Consider the following 14,856-nt stretch of genomic DNA (forward strand, 5'->3'; position numbering starts at 1 on the left):
AAAGGCCTGCTCTTTCTGCCGTGCAGCGAATTTTTGTGCAAGTGCGAAATAATCCTTGGGCGATTGCATAGATTGCAACTGGTTTTGCTCGATATAGTCAGACCAGCGGAGGCGCGGCCACGTTGATGCGCTTGAGAGCGCTCGACAAAGCGCGTGACGCACTGCACAAGATCAGAAATGCGCAGGTTACCCCCCCTCACTGCGATCGAGGCGTTCGTTCAGGTGGCTCGGCTCGGTTCGATCAAGGCCGCGGCCGAAGAGCTCGCTTTATCGTCGCCGGCGCTCAGCCGGCGCGTCCAGGCGCTCGAGCGCTTCATCGGCAAGCCCTTGTTCGAGCGTCGGCATCAGGCGCTCCGGCTCAATGCCGAAGGAGATCGCCTGCTCGGCATGATCGCGCCGGCACTCGACGCGATGACCGACGCGGTAGAGGCGATGACCAGCGGCAGCGAGTTGCTCCGGCTGCGCCTCGGCGTGCTGCCGCTCTACGCGACGCAGCAATTGCTGCCGCGCCTCCCCGAACTCAAGCGCCGCCATCCCGAACTGCATCTCGACGTAGACACCGCGGGCTATGGCGTGACGCGGCTCGGCGACGGGCTCGACGCCGCTATCGTGATCGCCCGCGATATCGATCCTGGCTTCTATTCGAAGCGGCTCGATCGCAATCGCGTGCATGTGATCGGTGCACGCGCGCTGGTCGAGGGGCCCGATCCGATCACCCGCCCCGAACAGCTCGCCAAGCTCACGGCCCTGGTCCACCGCGACATGCCCGAGACCTTCACTGCGTGGCGCGCCGCCGCGGGCTTCCCCGATCTCGAGCCGCTGGCGATCGATCATTTCGATTCGGGCAATCTGATGCTCGAGGCGGCGGCACAGGGGCTCGGCGTCGCGTTCATGCTCGAATCGCATTTCGAGGCGGCACGCGACCAGCGACTCGTCCAGCTCTTCGACCTGACAGTCGAGAGCCATTACAGCTATTGGTTCGTCTGCCGCCCTCGCGCGCTGAGCCAGCGCCCGGTGAAGATCTTCCATGACTGGCTGATCGAGGCGATGGGGGCGGACAAGGCCTGACTCCTTAGTCGTCCCGGCTAAACCCGGGATCTCAGGCGGTCCCGGTGCGGCAGGAAACCCCGGCTTGCGCCGGGGCGACGGATTACGCCTCAGTCCGCGCCTTGACGATCTTGCCGGGATTGCGCGGCGGCTCGCCCTTGGGGAGCGCGTCGACATGGTCCATGCCTTCGACCACTTCGCCCCACACCGTATATTGGCGATCGAGGAAGCTCGCATCGTCGAGGCAGATGAAGAATTGCGAATTGGCGGTGTTCGGATCGTTGGTCCGCGCCATCGAGCAGACGCCGCGGACATGCGGCTCGCTGCTGAATTCCTGCGCGAGATTGGGCTCCTTCGAGCCGCCCATGCCGGTGCCGGAGGGATCGCCACCCTGCGCCATGAAGCCGTCGATCACGCGGTGGAAGATCACGCCGTCGTAAAAGCCGTCATCGGCAAGCTTGACGATGCGCTCGACATGCTTGGGCGCCAGATCGGGGCGCAATTTGATCCGGACTTCGCCGGTGTCGAGGGTCAGGACGAGCGTGCTGGGTTCGGACATGGGCTACTCCCTAAATGTTGCCCGCGGCCCTAGCAGGTCGCGAGTGACTTGCAACACGCTCTCGGCATTGGCACTAGCGGCCCGAGCCGGGGCACAACAGGGAGGTCGGACATGAGCGAGACCGAACTTCATCCCGAGTCGAAGCCGCCGGAGAGCGAGCTCGACGAAGACGACCGGCTCAAGCCCGAGTTCGTCAGCGCCGTGCTCGAGGCAGTTGCGGCGGGCGACGCCGAGACTGCACGGATGCGGGTCGCGCCGCTCCATCCCGCCGACATCGCCGATCTAGTCGAACTGACCCCCGCCGACCTTCGCCCGCTTCTTGTCGCGGCGATATCGGACCTGATCGATGGCGACGTGCTCGCCGAGATGAACGACTGGGTGCGTGAGGCACTGGTCGACGCGCTCACCGCGACACAGGTCGCCGACATCGCCGCCGAGCTCGATACCGACGACGCCGTCGCGATCATCGAGGACATGGATCTCGAGGACCAGCGCGAAGTGCTCCGCGCGCTCGACCCCGATGACCGTGCCGCGATCGAGGAAGCGCTCTCTTATCCAGAGGAGACCGCCGGCCGGCTGATGCAGCGCGAGCTGATCGCGGTGCCCGAGCATTGGACCGTCGGCGACGTGCTCGATTATCTGCGCGGCCACGAGGAATTGGCGACCGATTTCTGGGAAATCTTCGTCGTTGATCCGGCGCACCATCCGGTCGGCACCTGTGCGCTCTCGTGGATCCTGCGCACCCCCCGTGCCGTCCTGATCAGCGACGTGATGAAGCGCGAGCAGACCTTGATCCCGGCCGACATGGACCAGGAAGAAGTCGCGCTACGCTTCCAGAAATACGCGCTGATCTCCGCCGCGGTGATCGACAGCAGCGGCCGGCTGGTCGGCATGATCACCGTCGACGATATCGTCCACATCATTTCCGAAGAAGCCGGCGAGGACATATTGCGTCTGTCGGGCGCGGGTGATGGCGACATCAACGAGCCGGTGCTGACCACGGTGCGCACCCGATTGATCTGGCTGGTGGTCAATCTGGGTACGGCGATGGTAGCGGCGTCGGTAGTCAATCTGTTCGACCGCGTGATCGCGGGCTATGCGCTGCTCGCCGCGTTGATGGGCATCGTATCGGGGATGGGCGGCAATGCCGGCACCCAGACGCTGGCCGTGGTGGTGCGTGCGCTGGCGACCAACCAGCTGACCGAATCGAACATGACCCGCACGGTGCTGCGCGAAGTGCGGATCGCGGCGGTCAACGGGCTTTCGCTGGGTGTGCTGATTGGGCTCGGCACGCTGGTGATCTTCCATAACCCGACTCTGTCGTTCGTGTTCGGGCTGGCGATCCTGATCAATAATCTGATCGCCGGGCTGGCCGGCGTGCTGATCCCGCTGACGATGGATCGGCTCCGGATCGATCCGGCGATTTCCTCGGCGGTGTTCGTCACGCTGATGACCGACTCGCTGGGCTTCTTCGCGTTCCTCGGGCTCGCGACGCTGTTCCGCGTTCACGGCGCCGGTTGACCTTGAACGCCTGGGCGCACGCGCCACATCGAGCGTCATGCCGCTACATCTGACCAAGGTCGCCTATGGCTGCGACTCGATCGACTATCTGCAGGAACGCCTCGCGCTCAAGGCAGCGCATCTGCCTGCGTTCCTGACCACGCGCTATCTGCCCAAAAGGCACGAAGAGATCGTGGGCGGATCATTGTTCTGGATCATCAAGCACCAATTGATCGGGCGTTCGCCGATCACCGGCTTCGGCGAGGCCGAGGGTGGACGCGTGGCGATCTATCTCGAGCCGAAGCTGGTGCTCGTCCAGGCCCGGCCGAAACGTGCCCATCAGGGCTGGCGCTATCTCGAAGGCGCGGACGCGCCGACCGATCTCGGCGAGGCGGGGGCGGGGATCTCCGAACTCCCGCCGGCTCTGGTCGGCGAGTTGGCGGCAATGGGATTGATCTAAAGGTCCGTGCTCCTGCGAAAGCAGGAGCACGTTCAGTTCGCCAGTTGCGGGAACGCGTTCCTGAACGCGGCGACCTTGGGCTTGTCCCAGCGCACGATGTAGGGGTGTGTCGGGTTCCGCCAGAAAAAGTCCTGGTGATAGGCTTCGGCCGGATAGAAGGTGCCGCTCTCGATCCGCGTCACGATCGGGCGCGGCCACGCCTTGGTGCGGCCGAGCTGCGCGATATAGGCGTCCGCGACGCGGCGCTGGGCGGCGTCCTGCGGAAAGATCGCCGAGCGATAGCTGGGGCCGGTGTCGGGCCCCTGGCGATTGAGCTGGGTCGGATCGTGCGCAATCGAGAAATAGACGCGCAGCAAGGTCCCGTAGCTGACCTTGCGCGGATCATAGACGATCCGCACCGCCTCGGCATGGCCGGTGCGCTCGGTCGAGACCTGGCTGTAGCTGGCCGAGCCCTTGGTGCCGCCGGCAAAGCCGTTGGTCACCGAATGGACGCCCTTCACCGACTGGAAGACCGCCTCCATCCCCCAGAAACAGCCGCCGGCGAGCACCGCGACTTGCTCGCTCTTGCCGCCGGTGACGTCCTGCGCCGGCGCGGGGATCGGCACCGCGCGTTCGGCAGCGGGGGCGGCGATCGCGGGCAGCAGCATTGCCGTTCCGACGAGACCAGCGGGGAGGGCCCATTTCAGCATGGCCGCAAGATCGGTCTTCGCAGGCCTCAGCGCAAGGCCGCGCAAGCCGTCTGGATTCGCGTGCATGCCTCGGTCAGCAAAGCCTCGGACGTCGCATAGCTTATCCGCATCGCCGGCGAGAGGCCGAAGGCGGCGCCGTGCACCGCTGCGACCTTGGCCTCGTCGAGCAGATACGCGATCATTTCCTCGTCGGTGGTGATGACCTGGCCCTTGGGCGTGGTCTTGCCGATCAGCGCGGCGAATTCGGGGTAGACGTAGAAGGCGCCTTCGGGACGCGGGCAGGTCATCCCGTTGACCTGGTTGAGCATCGACACGACGAGATCGCGGCGGCCCTGGAACGCCGCGACGCGTTCCTTGAGGAAACTCTGGTCGCCGTTGAGCGCCGCCACCGAAGCGGCCTGCGAAATGCTGCACGGGTTCGAGGTCGACTGCGACTGGAGCTTGCCGATCGCCTTGATCAGCCAGGCGGGACCGCCGGCATAGCCGATCCGCCAGCCGGTCATCGCATAGGCCTTGGATACGCCATTGGCGGTCAGCGTGCGCTCGTAGAGCGACGGGCAGACCTGCGCGATCGTGGCGAATTCGAAGCCATCGTAGAGGATGTGCTCGTACATGTCGTCGGCGTAGATCAGCACGTGCGGGTGGCGTTCGAGCACTTCGCCGAGTGCCTTGAGCTCGGCGGCGCTATAGGCTGCCCCGGTGGGGTTGGACGGCGAGTTGAGCACCACCCATTTGGTCCTGGCGGTGATCGCCGCTTCGAGCTGCTCGGGCTTGATCTTGTAATTCTGCGCGGCACCCGCGGCGATGAACACCGGCGTACCGCCGGCGAACTCGACCACGTCGGGGTAGCTCACCCAATAAGGCGCGGGGACGATGACTTCATCGCCGGCGTCGATCGTCGCGCAGAAAGCGTTGAACAAGGTGTGCTTGCCGCCCGAATTCACACTGATCTGGTTCTCGGCATAAGTCAGGCCGTTGTCGCGGGCAAACTTGGCAACGATCGCCTGCTTCAATTCGGGTGTGCCGTCGACATTGGTGTATTTGGTCTTGCCCGCGCGGATCGCCTCGATCGCCGCTTCCTTGACGAAATCGGGGGTGTCGAAATCCGGCTCGCCGGCGCCGAGGCCGATGACGTCGATCCCCTGCCGCTTCAGCTCGAACACGCGGCTCGTCATCGCGAGCGTCGCCGAAGGCTGGATGCGCTGGAGCGCGGCGGACGTTTGCATGGATGGGCGCCTTTCCGGGAGGGAATGCGCGCGCCTATACGTTGGCGTTCGCGCGTTCCGCAACTGTTACGGCGGATACCAGTCCGCGCAGCGCATTGCCGAGCAGAAAGCCTTTTGCGAGGTCCTTGGGGCGCAAGTCGCGCTCGACTGCGCGGCCGCTCGCGATCAGCTCGGCGCGGAGCACGCCGGGGAGCAGCCCGCGCGCGAGGGGCGGGGTGACCAGCACGCCGTTACGCTCGACGAAGACGTTGGTGAAGCTGCCTTCGGTGAGAAAGCCGTCCGGGTCGGTGAACACCACTTCCCATGCATCCGCAGCCAGACGGGCGCGATCGTAAAAGCCGCGGCGGCTGGTCTTGTGGCGCAGCCGGAAGTCGTCCGGCGCGACTTCGAGCGGCCGGGTCGCGACCTGCACCGGCGTTTCAGGGGCCTTCGGCATCGGGCTGATGCCGATCGAGATCGCGCCCGAAGGTCCGAGCAGCAACCGGACTTTCGATGCCGTGCGCAGCCGGAAGGTCGCGGCCTGGAGCTCGTTGCGCACCGCATGGCGATCGAAGGCGAAGCCGAACACCGCAGCGCTTTCGCGCAGCCGGGCGAGGTGGCGTTCGAGCAAGGGGATGCCGTCGAGCGGATCGAAGCGCATCGTCTCGATCAAGTCGAACGGACGCTCCCCCGCCGTCACGAAGGCGCCCTTGGCGACGCATTCCTGCCATTCCTGCTCGGCGTTCGAATCGGCGACCACGCCCGATCCTAGCCCCAAACTGGCGGTCGAGTCGCCCCCGGCGAGCGTCAGCGTCCGGATCGCGACGTTGAACCTCGCGTCGCCATCGGCATCGAGCCGGCCGATCGCGCCGGTATAGACGCCGCGCGGCGCATCCTCGGTCTCGGCGATGATCGCCATCGCGCGCAGCTTGGGCGCGCCGGTGATCGAGCCGCAGGGAAACAAGGCGGCAAGCGCATCGACTGCGTCGTACGCCGGGTCGAGCTCGGCGGTGATCTCCGACACCATCTGGTGGACGGTGGGATAATGCTCGACATGGAATAGCTGCGGCACCGCGACGCTGCCGGGTCGCGCGACGCGGCTGAGATCGTTGCGCATCAGATCGACGATCATCAGATTCTCGGCGCGCTGCTTGGGATCGGCACGCAGCTCGGCGGCGTTGGCGGCGTCCAGTGCCGGGCTCGCATCGCGCACCGCGGTGCCTTTCATCGGTCGCGCAGTCAGCCTGCCGGCGTCGAGCGCAAAGAACAATTCGGGCGAGAAAGAGAGCAGCCATTCCTCACCGGTGGCGACGAGAGCGCCATAGCCCGCGGCGGCGCGCCCGCGGATCAGCGCGTAGAGCGACGCGGGCGATCCCGCCGTCATGACGTCGGATCGGAAGGTGAGGTTCGCCTGATAAATGTCACCGGCCGCGATCAGCTCGGCGACGCGCGCGAAGCCGGCCGCATAATCGCGACGCGCGATCCGCGGCCGCGGCGCTCCTGCCCAGGCGCCGGCGGGATCGGGAAGGATCGCAGCCGGCTCGACTTCGCGATAGCCGTCGAACAGCCCGAACCACAGCAAGGGCGCCTGCCCTGCCAGATGCGCCAGCCGGGGCTCGAGCCCGGCCGTCGCCTCGTACCGGATGAACCCCGCCGCCTCGAGCCCGCGCGCACGGGCTGCACGCAGGATGTGGAGGGCGGGCCGTACGTCTTCGGGACGATCGGCGCGGACGATTTCGACCGGATCGGTATAAAGCCGCGCCACCGCGCCGCCCGGGCGAGCATCGTCGAGCAATAGGAAGGGAGGAGGGGGCAGCGCCATCGCGCCGCGCATGCCGCCGCCGCGCCCTCACGGCAAGCCCGTGTTGCCCGTCCGGGCGCCGCCGCCTATCTGCGCGGCATGTCGAACCCTCCGATGCGCGTGGCGATCGTCCCGGTCACGCCGCTCCAGCAGAATTGCAGCCTGATCTGGTGCACGCGCACGATGCGCGGTGCTTTCGTCGATCCCGGCGGCGACCTCGACCGGCTGCGCGCGGCGGCGCTGCAGCATCAGGTGATCATCGAAAAGATCCTGATCACGCACGGCCATATCGACCATTGCGGCCTCGCCGGCGAATTCGCCGCCGAGCTCGGCGTGCCGATCGAGGGCCCGCACCAAGCCGATCGCTTCTGGATCGACCGGCTCGCCGAGGACGGCCGCAAATATGGCGTGCGCGGCGTGCCGTTCGCGCCTGACCGCTGGCTGTCCGATGGCGACCAGGTGACCGTCGGCGATCTGGTGCTCGACGTCTATCATTGTCCAGGCCACACCCCCGGCCATGTCGTCTTCCACCACCCGCCGTCGAAGCTCGCGCTGGTCGGCGACGTATTGTTCCAGGGCTCGATCGGCCGGACCGACTTTCCGCTGAGCAATACGCAGGACCTTATCGACGCGATCATCGGCAAATTATGGCCGCTGGGCGACGACACGGTGTTCGTCCCCGGCCACGGCCAGCCGAGCAATTTCGGGCACGAGCGGCGGACGAATCCCTTTGTCGGTGACTCGGCACTCAGCGCAGCGGGTTGAGCCCGGTATAGCCGAGATAGACCGCGTATGCGGCAAGCCCGAGCATCGTCAGCATCGTCGCAGCGATGCCGATCATCCGCCCGAGCCGCCATCCATCCATCCCGAACGCGTGCAGCACGCGGCCGATGATGAAGACGAAGGCGACCCCCCACAGCCAGGTCTGCGTACCGCGCGCCAACTCGACCAGCACGATCAGGATCAGCACCAGCGGCGCATATTCGGCGAAATTGAGCTGCGCGCGCATCCGCGCGATCAGCCGGAGGTTGCCGCCGTCGCCGACCAGGATCTTCTCCGAAATGCGCAGGCGGCTGACCCGCAGCCCCAGCCAGAAGTTGAGCAGCGCGGAAGCGCCGGCAGTGACGAGCGCGACGGGCAGGAAAAACATGGATACACCCCCAATGGACGCGCCGACAGATGCCACGCCCTTGCAAGTCGGGCAAGAATCGGTATACGCGCGGCCTCGCTTCGTGACCTGCCCCGTTGGTCCGGCGGGCAGCCGGCTCCAACCGTCGCTTGCCCGGACACCTACGCGGGCGTATCGCGACCTGATTCACGTGTTCTTCGAAGTAAAGGTGCCTCAATGGCCGTTCCCAAGAGAAAGACCTCGCCATCGCGGCGTGGCATGCGCCGGTCGCACGATTCGCTCACCGTCGCGGCATTCCAGGAATGCTCGAATTGCGGCGAATTGAAGCGCCCGCACAATCTGTGCGTCGCGTGCGGCCATTATAACGGCCGCGAAATCACCTCCGTCGAGGGCTGAGCCACGCACACGTCTCAAGGCCTGCCGGTATGACAACCCCAATGCGAATCGCCGTCGATGCGATGGGAGGCGATGAGGGGATCGCAGTCATGCTCGCGGGCGTTGCGCGTGCGCGTCGCCGATTCGAGGGCATGGAATTCATCCTCGTCGGCGACGAGGCGCAGATCCGTGCCGGTCTCGAAACGCACCCCAATTTGACCGCTGCGTCGGAGATCGTCCACGCGGCGGGCGTCGTTGCGTCCGATGAAAAGCCGAGCCAGGCGATTCGCCGCGCCAAGACCACATCGATGGGAATCGCCATCGACATGGTCAAGAAGGGCCGCGCCGGCGCTGCGGTTTCCTCGGGCAATACCGGCGCGCTGATGGCGATGGCCAAGCTGTCGCTGCGGACGATGCCCGGCATCGATCGCCCCGCGCTCGCCGCGCTGATGCCGACGCTCGGCGAAAACGACACGGTGATGCTCGATCTCGGCGCCAATACCGAAGTCGACGCACGCAATCTCGTTCAGTTCGCGGTGATGGGCGCCGCTTATGCGCGGATCGCGCTCGACCTGGAAAGCCCCCGCGTCGCGCTGCTCAACATCGGCACCGAGGAAATGAAGGGCACCGACAATATCCGCGAGGCCGCCGCCGAGCTGCGCGGCGCGACGCATCTCCGACTAGACTTCAAGGGCTTCATCGAAGGCAACAAGCTTTCGCGCGGCGAAGTCGACGTGATCGTCTGCGACGGCTTTGCCGGCAATATCGCGCTCAAGACGATCGAGGGCACTGCGCGCTTCGTCGCCGACCTGCTCAAGCGGGCTTTCTCCAGCTCGACGCGCTCGAAGATCGGCTTCCTGATCTCGCGCCCCGCCACCGAGTTGCTGCGCACCCATCTCGATCCCAACAATCACAATGGCGCGATCTTCCTCGGGCTCAACGGCATCGTCGTGAAGAGCCATGGCAGCGCGAACGAAGTGGGCGTAGACACCGCCATCGGTTTCGCGGCGAAGATGCTGCGCGACGACCTCAATCGGCGAATCGCCGAGGATCTCGGCAATTTCGAGGCAAAGGCTGCGTGACATTGCGTTCGGTGATTATCGGTACCGGCTCGTTCCTGCCGGCAAAGCGTGTCTCGAATGCGGAGTTGGCGGAGCGCGTCGACACCACCGACGAATGGATCGTCGAGCGTACCGGTATCCGCTTCCGTCATATCGCCGGAGATGACGAGACGACGAGCACGCTGGCGACCGAAGCCGCGCGCGCCGCGCTCGAATCGGCGGGAGTCGAGGCGACCAGCATCGACTTGATCGTGCTGGCGACCGCGACCCCGGACCAGACCTTTCCGGCAAGTGCCACGCGCGTCCAGACCGCTTTGGGGATCAACGACTGCGTCGCCTTCGACGTCGCGGCGGTTTGCTCGGGCTTTCTCTACGCGCTCCAGGTCGCCGATTCGATGATCCGTGCGGGAGCGCATCGCCGCGCGCTGGTGATCGGCGCGGAGACCTTCAGCCGCATCCTCGACTGGGAAGACCGCGCGACGTGCGTATTGTTCGGCGACGGCGCCGGCGCGGTCGTGCTCCAAGCGCAGGAGAGCGCCGAGCAGGGCGGTCGCGGCATCCTGGCCACGCGCCTCCACGCTGACGGGCGCCACAACGACTTGCTCTATGTCGATGGCGGCCCCTCGACCACGGGCACCGTCGGCAAGCTCCGGATGAAGGGCCGCGAAGTGTTCCGCCATGCCGTGGTCAACCTTGCCGCAGTAATGTCGGAGACGCTCGAAGTCGCGGGCCTTTCGTCCGCGGATGTCGATTGGGTGGTACCGCATCAGGCCAATGCCCGTATTCTCGACGCCACCGCGCGCAAGCTCGGGCTTGCCCCCGGAAAGGTGGTGGTGACCGTCGACCAGCACGCCAACACTTCGGCGGCTTCGGTACCATTGGCGCTCGACACCGCAGTCCGCGACGGTCGAATCAAGCAGGGCGATCTCATCGTCCTCGAAGCGATGGGTGGCGGATTTACATGGGGTGCTGCGGTCGTACGTTTCTGATATGTGTCAGAACGAGTACGACTCGTTACCGTAACGAAATGTTGTGGTTTGCGGCGTGAAGACAATCTGATACCATCAAGACTGAACATGGATTAATCGGGGGACTAGCGGACATGCCGGTTGCGGGCACGCTGACCAGGGCTGATTTGGCCGAATCGCTGCATCACGAGGTCGGTCTGTCGCGCGCGGATGCGGCCCGCCTCGTCGAACAGATCCTGACGCACATGTGCGAGGCGCTTTCGAAAGGCGAAAACGTCAAGATTTCGGGCTTCGGCAGCTTCATTCTGCGCGACAAGGGAGAGCGCGTCGGGCGCAACCCCAAGACCGGCGTTGAAGTGCCGATCGCACCCCGCCGGGTGCTCACCTTCAGAGCCAGCCAGATGATGCGCGACCGCATCGTGGCAGGCAACTGAGAGACGCGATGCCGCCCGCGGAGAAGGCGCCCGGCGCCCTCCGCACCATAGGCGAACTTGCGCAGGAAATCGGCCGACCCCAACATATATTAAGATATTGGGAGACGCGGTTCCCGCAATTGCGCCCGCTGACTCGCGCCGGCAACCGCCGTTATTATCGCCCTGACGACGTCGCCCTGGTGCGCCGCATCCACCATCTGCTCTCGGACGAGGGCTATACCATCCGCGGCGTGCAGAAGCTGCTCGCCGAAGAGAAGGCGAACAAATCCGCGCCGAAGAGCAGCGCGGAAGGGTTTCGTGCCGTGCGCGATGCGCTGGTAAAGGCACTCGAAGAGGATGAGGGGCGCTAGGTCCCTTTCGTCCTTAATTCGCGTCCGGCCCCAGGCTCGGATCTAAGTCGCGCGGACGAACGAACCGCGTGAGCGTCCCGCCACCGGCCTTTACGTCGCTCCAGCCAGCGGCATCGAAGGTCATCTCCGCCAGCGTAGCGGTCGGAAACTTGACCTCGGCCTTTTCGCGCAGCGCGCCGCCATCGGGGACCAGCAGCAACACCAGTTCCTCGAGCCCGGGATTGTGCCCGGTCAGCAGCACCCGTTCGGCGCCGGCAGGGAGATCGTGAACCACGTCGAGCAGGGTCGCGGGCGAAGCGAGGTAGATGCGCTGGTCCCAGGCGGGGGCGAGATCGCCGCCATAGCCCCGGCCGACATGGTCGAGCGTCTCGACGACGCGCACCGCAGGCGACGCGACGACATGATCGAAGGCAAGCCCCAGCGCCTTGATGTGGCGCCCGACCATCGCCGCGGCGCGCTGGCCCTTGGGATTGAGCGGGCGATCGAAATCGCGCGCGACGGGATCGTCCCAGCCCGACTTGGCATGGCGCAGCAGCGTGAGCGTCTTCATCACTACATTCCCGTCAGGCCGGTCAGGCGTTCGCGGGCGCCTCATGCCGCAATCGGGTCTCGAGGGAAAGCCGAACCCGCGCCACTGCTTCGTCGAGTGACACGCGCGCCACCGGCGTGCCCGGCGGGAAGGCATCGAGCAGCCGCGACGGACTGGCGGCGGAGAGCAAGACGAAGCTGCCGCGATCGTCGGCACGGCGAATCAGCCGACCGAACGCCTGCGCCAGCCGCGCGCGGACGATGCGATCATCATAAGCGGTGCCGCCACCGGCGAGCCGGCGTGCGGCGTGGAGCACGCTCGGCTTGGGCCAGGGCACACCTTCCATCACCACCAGCCGCAGTGAATGGCCGGGGACGTCGACTCCGTCCCTGAGCGCATCGGTGCCGAGCAACGAGGTGCGCGGATCGTCGCGGAAGATGTCGACCAGGGTGCCGGTGTCGATCGGGTCGACATGCTGGGCGAGCAGCGGCAGCCCCTCGCGGGCGAGCCGGTCGGCGACTCGGGCATGGACCGCGCGCAGGCGGCGAATCGCCGTGAACAGTCCGAGCGTGCCGCCGTCCGCGGCGACGATCAGCCGGGCATAGGCATTGGCGAGCGCGGGCAAGTCGCCGCGCTTGACGTCGGTGACGATGAGCACTTCGGCCTGGCCGGGATAGTCGAACGGGCTGATTGCCTCGAAGCGCTGCGCCGGGCGCAGCAGATGCGACGCGCCGGTGCGCGCCTCGGCGACGTCCCAGTCGCCGCCGGCGCGCAGTGTCGCCGAGGTGATCACCGCGCCGTGCGCCGGCTCGAGCACGGTCCTGGCAAAGGGTTTCGAGGGGTCGAGCCAGTGGCGGTGGAGCCCGACATCATATTCGCGCCCCTCGACTCGATCGACCGCGAGCCAGTCGACGAACGCGGGGTCGGCGGGCCCGCCGATCCGTGCGATCAGCGCCAGCCACGCGCCGACGGTATCGGTACGCCAGCCGAGCGAGGCGATCGCGCCTTCGATCCGCGCGCGCGCCGGGCCGTCCATCCAGTCGGGCGCGTCGGCGAGCACCGCTTCGAGCCGCCGCCCCAGCGCCACCATCGGGCGAACCAGCGCGTCGAGCGCAGCCCCTGCCGGCCCGGCGGCTTCGACAAGCGCGCCGTCGGGCTCGGCGAGTTCGGTCTCCAGCCCGTAACCGGCATCGCCCGATCCGTTGACGTCGCGGGCGTAGACCAGCCCGCGCACCGCGGCGAGCAAAGCCTCGACCGGGCCGAACGGCTCGCCCTCGGCCATGCGCTGGAGCCAGCCGTCGCTCGGCAGCGCGCGCGCGGCATCGACGGCTTCGCCGATCGCCCGGCCGCCTTCCTCGTCATAGCTGGCGACGTCGGAAAGCCGTGCCGCCAGCCCGCGCCGGCGACCGCGCGATCCCGATTCGGGGCCGGTGATCCAGCGGCGGATCTCGATCGCCTCCTGCCCGGTGAGCGCCGCCGAGAACATCGCGTCGGCGGCGTCGAACAGATGATGGCCCTCGTCGAACACATAGCGCGTCGGCCGGGTCGCGGATTCGCGGCCCCGCGCCGCGTTGACCATCACGAGCGCGTGATTGGCGATGACGATATCGGCTTCGGCCGAGGCGCGCGCGGCGCGCTCGATGAAGCATTTGCGGTAATGCGGGCAGCCGGCATAGATGCACTCGCCGCGCCGGTCGGTCAGCGCGGTCGAGCCGTTGCGGCGGAACAAGGTAGGCAACCAGCCCGGCAAGTCGCCGCCGATCATGTCGCCATCGGCGCTGTACGCCGCCCAGCGCGCGACCAATTGCGCGAGGATCGCCGCGCGGCCGGCGAATCCGCCCTGCAGCGCGTCTTCGAGATTGAGGAGGCACAGATAGTTCTCGCGCCCCTTGCGCGTGACGATCCGCTGCTTGCGCGTCTCGGGATCGGCGAACAGCCGCTCGCCTTCCTGCGCGAGCTGGCGCTGCAGCGCCTTGGTGAAGGTCGACACCCAGACCGGGCCCTCGGCACGCTCGGCCCATAGCGACGCGGGGGCGAGATAGCCAAGCGTCTTGCCGATTCCGGTGCCTGCCTCGGCGAGCACCAGATTGGGCGAATCGCGCACTGCGCGCGGCGCGAAGGCACCCGCTGCAGCGGCGGCATAATCGCGCTGGCCCTGACGCCGCTCGGCGCCATCGCCGGTGAGACGCGCCAGCCGCTCGGCGATGTCGGCATCGGCGAGGGTGATCGTCCGCGGTGCGGGCCGTGGCGCACGCTCCTCCCATTCGGGCAATTTCGAGAACAGCCAGCGCTCGGCCTGGCCCGGCTTGGCGATCGCCGGGCTCAGCGCCGGCGCCCACGGCCAGCGCAGTTTGAACAGGGATTGCACCGAATTCCACGCGCCTTCGCGCTCGGGCCAATCGCCCCGCGGGATCGCCAGCAGTGCCGCCGCGGCGCGGCGGAGAAACCCGGCGACCTCGGCGTCGCTCTCGGGCACCGCCAGCCCGGCGGCGCGCGCAAGTCCCTTCGGCGTCGGCACCATGAAGCTTGCCGGGCGCAGGAAGGCGAACAGTTCGAGCAGATCGAGCCCGTTGAGTTCGGGATGGCCGAGCCGCTGGCCGATCAGCGGCGCGTTGAGCAGGATCAGCGGCGTATCGGCGGCGAACCGGATCGCCTCGCCGCGGCTCACTGCCCGCGTCTCGTCCGCAGTGGCGATCCAGATGCCGCCATGGCTGGCGTGAAGCGCGGGATAGGGGAGATCGGTCACGCA

The 14,856-nt window shown here is 66.8% G+C and carries 16 protein-coding genes; 9 read left to right on the plus strand and 7 right to left on the minus strand.

The features are described 5' to 3' along the window. The first annotated feature begins 177 nt into the window (after positions 1-177). Positions 178-1,068: a LysR substrate-binding domain-containing protein gene (locus E5A73_RS10460; protein ID WP_135963780.1), complete on the plus strand. Its 891-nt coding sequence runs from the start codon at positions 178-180 to the stop codon at positions 1,066-1,068. A gap of 82 nt (positions 1,069-1,150) precedes the next feature. Here E5A73_RS10460 and E5A73_RS10465 read toward each other — a convergent pair whose 3' ends face one another. After that, complete coding sequence (locus E5A73_RS10465; protein WP_135963781.1) at positions 1,151-1,606, minus strand: peptidylprolyl isomerase; 456 nt, start codon at positions 1,604-1,606, stop codon at positions 1,151-1,153. 111 nt (positions 1,607-1,717) lie between these two features. On the opposite strand from E5A73_RS10465, the gene mgtE reads away from it, so the two are divergent. Both mgtE and E5A73_RS10475 read left to right on the plus strand, forming a co-directional pair. Next, complete coding sequence (gene mgtE, locus E5A73_RS10470) at positions 1,718-3,127, plus strand: magnesium transporter (protein WP_135963782.1); 1,410 nt, start codon at positions 1,718-1,720, stop codon at positions 3,125-3,127. A gap of 37 nt (positions 3,128-3,164) precedes the next feature. Next, entirely contained in the window at positions 3,165-3,566 is a 402-nt protein-coding gene (locus E5A73_RS10475; RefSeq protein ID WP_135963783.1) for a DUF1489 family protein, read from the plus strand. A gap of 32 nt (positions 3,567-3,598) precedes the next feature. Here the strand turns inward: E5A73_RS10475 and msrA are convergent, their stop codons facing one another. From msrA to pabB, 3 genes are read right to left on the minus strand one after another with little or no spacing between them, the layout of a single operon-like run. Then, positions 3,599-4,255 carry a peptide-methionine (S)-S-oxide reductase MsrA gene (gene msrA / locus E5A73_RS10480; protein WP_135963784.1) on the minus strand — a complete coding sequence of 219 codons (657 nt, stop codon included), beginning with the start codon at positions 4,253-4,255 and terminating at the stop codon, positions 3,599-3,601. A gap of 26 nt (positions 4,256-4,281) precedes the next feature. Then, entirely contained in the window at positions 4,282-5,481 is a 1,200-nt protein-coding gene (locus E5A73_RS10485) for a pyridoxal phosphate-dependent aminotransferase (protein WP_135963785.1), read from the minus strand. A gap of 34 nt (positions 5,482-5,515) precedes the next feature. Continuing rightward, the gene (gene pabB, locus E5A73_RS10490; protein ID WP_135964217.1) at positions 5,516-7,282 is read right to left on the minus strand and encodes an aminodeoxychorismate synthase component I; all 1,767 of its coding nucleotides are present in this window, start codon (positions 7,280-7,282) and stop codon (positions 5,516-5,518) included. A gap of 78 nt (positions 7,283-7,360) precedes the next feature. Between pabB and E5A73_RS10495 the strand changes: the two genes are divergently transcribed. Continuing rightward, entirely contained in the window at positions 7,361-8,026 is a 666-nt protein-coding gene (locus E5A73_RS10495; RefSeq protein ID WP_135963786.1) for an MBL fold metallo-hydrolase, read from the plus strand. Here E5A73_RS10495 and E5A73_RS10500 read toward each other — a convergent pair. Next, complete coding sequence (locus E5A73_RS10500) at positions 8,010-8,411, minus strand: MAPEG family protein (protein ID WP_135963787.1); 402 nt, start codon at positions 8,409-8,411, stop codon at positions 8,010-8,012. The two genes, E5A73_RS10495 and E5A73_RS10500, sit on opposite strands and share 17 nt — an antisense overlap. Positions 8,412-8,606: 195 nt before the next feature. Here E5A73_RS10500 and rpmF point away from each other — a divergent pair, with 195 nt between their 5' ends. The 5 genes from rpmF to E5A73_RS10525 all read left to right on the plus strand — a co-directional run bounded on the left by rpmF (position 8,607) and on the right by E5A73_RS10525 (position 11,578). Next, the gene (gene rpmF, locus E5A73_RS10505) at positions 8,607-8,786 is read left to right on the plus strand and encodes a 50S ribosomal protein L32 (protein ID WP_135963788.1); all 180 of its coding nucleotides are present in this window, start codon (positions 8,607-8,609) and stop codon (positions 8,784-8,786) included. Positions 8,787-8,815: 29 nt separating this feature from the next. Then, positions 8,816-9,847 (plus strand): phosphate acyltransferase PlsX, encoded by a 1,032-nt coding sequence (plsX, locus tag E5A73_RS10510; protein ID WP_135963789.1) that lies wholly within the window; start codon positions 8,816-8,818, stop codon positions 9,845-9,847. Beyond that, positions 9,844-10,815: a beta-ketoacyl-ACP synthase III gene (locus E5A73_RS10515; RefSeq protein ID WP_135963790.1), complete on the plus strand. Its 972-nt coding sequence runs from the start codon at positions 9,844-9,846 to the stop codon at positions 10,813-10,815. The genes plsX and E5A73_RS10515 overlap by 4 nt, the downstream gene beginning before the upstream one ends. Positions 10,816-10,928: 113 nt before the next feature. Further along, on the plus strand, positions 10,929-11,228 hold the full coding sequence (locus E5A73_RS10520; protein ID WP_135963791.1) for an integration host factor subunit alpha: 300 nt from the start codon (positions 10,929-10,931) through the stop codon (positions 11,226-11,228). A gap of 8 nt (positions 11,229-11,236) precedes the next feature. Continuing rightward, complete coding sequence (locus tag E5A73_RS10525) at positions 11,237-11,578, plus strand: MerR family transcriptional regulator (RefSeq protein WP_135963792.1); 342 nt, start codon at positions 11,237-11,239, stop codon at positions 11,576-11,578. A gap of 13 nt (positions 11,579-11,591) precedes the next feature. Here E5A73_RS10525 and E5A73_RS10530 read toward each other — a convergent pair whose 3' ends face one another. Both E5A73_RS10530 and E5A73_RS10535 read right to left on the minus strand, forming a co-directional pair. Then, on the minus strand, positions 11,592-12,128 hold the full coding sequence (locus tag E5A73_RS10530) for a SixA phosphatase family protein (RefSeq protein ID WP_135963793.1): 537 nt from the start codon (positions 12,126-12,128) through the stop codon (positions 11,592-11,594). A gap of 22 nt (positions 12,129-12,150) precedes the next feature. Then, on the minus strand, positions 12,151-14,853 hold the full coding sequence (locus tag E5A73_RS10535) for an ATP-dependent DNA helicase (RefSeq protein ID WP_240700129.1): 2,703 nt from the start codon (positions 14,851-14,853) through the stop codon (positions 12,151-12,153). Positions 14,854-14,856 lie beyond the last annotated feature (3 nt).

It is taken from the genome of Sphingomonas gei (assembly GCF_004792685.1).
GTDB lineage: Bacteria > Pseudomonadota > Alphaproteobacteria > Sphingomonadales > Sphingomonadaceae > Sphingomonas > Sphingomonas gei.

What these genes read in the sequence shown, in the direction of transcription:
- E5A73_RS10460 (WP_135963780.1), top strand. Translation starts at nt 178, where the DNA reads ATGCGCAGGTTACCCCCCCTCACTGCGATCGAGGCGTTCGTTCAGGTG.
- E5A73_RS10465 (WP_135963781.1), bottom strand. Translation starts at nt 1,606, where the DNA reads ATGTCCGAACCCAGCACGCTCGTCCTGACCCTCGACACCGGCGAAGTC.
- mgtE (WP_135963782.1), top strand. Translation starts at nt 1,718, where the DNA reads ATGAGCGAGACCGAACTTCATCCCGAGTCGAAGCCGCCGGAGAGCGAG.
- E5A73_RS10475 (WP_135963783.1), top strand. Translation starts at nt 3,165, where the DNA reads ATGCCGCTACATCTGACCAAGGTCGCCTATGGCTGCGACTCGATCGAC.
- msrA (WP_135963784.1), bottom strand. Translation starts at nt 4,255, where the DNA reads ATGCTGAAATGGGCCCTCCCCGCTGGTCTCGTCGGAACGGCAATGCTG.
- E5A73_RS10485 (WP_135963785.1), bottom strand. Translation starts at nt 5,481, where the DNA reads ATGCAAACGTCCGCCGCGCTCCAGCGCATCCAGCCTTCGGCGACGCTC.
- pabB (WP_135964217.1), bottom strand. Translation starts at nt 7,282, where the DNA reads ATGGCGCTGCCCCCTCCTCCCTTCCTATTGCTCGACGATGCTCGCCCG.
- E5A73_RS10495 (WP_135963786.1), top strand. Translation starts at nt 7,361, where the DNA reads ATGTCGAACCCTCCGATGCGCGTGGCGATCGTCCCGGTCACGCCGCTC.
- E5A73_RS10500 (WP_135963787.1), bottom strand. Translation starts at nt 8,411, where the DNA reads ATGTTTTTCCTGCCCGTCGCGCTCGTCACTGCCGGCGCTTCCGCGCTG.
- rpmF (WP_135963788.1), top strand. Translation starts at nt 8,607, where the DNA reads ATGGCCGTTCCCAAGAGAAAGACCTCGCCATCGCGGCGTGGCATGCGC.
- plsX (WP_135963789.1), top strand. Translation starts at nt 8,816, where the DNA reads ATGACAACCCCAATGCGAATCGCCGTCGATGCGATGGGAGGCGATGAG.
- E5A73_RS10520 (WP_135963791.1), top strand. Translation starts at nt 10,929, where the DNA reads ATGCCGGTTGCGGGCACGCTGACCAGGGCTGATTTGGCCGAATCGCTG.
- E5A73_RS10525 (WP_135963792.1), top strand. Translation starts at nt 11,237, where the DNA reads ATGCCGCCCGCGGAGAAGGCGCCCGGCGCCCTCCGCACCATAGGCGAA.
- E5A73_RS10530 (WP_135963793.1), bottom strand. Translation starts at nt 12,128, where the DNA reads ATGAAGACGCTCACGCTGCTGCGCCATGCCAAGTCGGGCTGGGACGAT.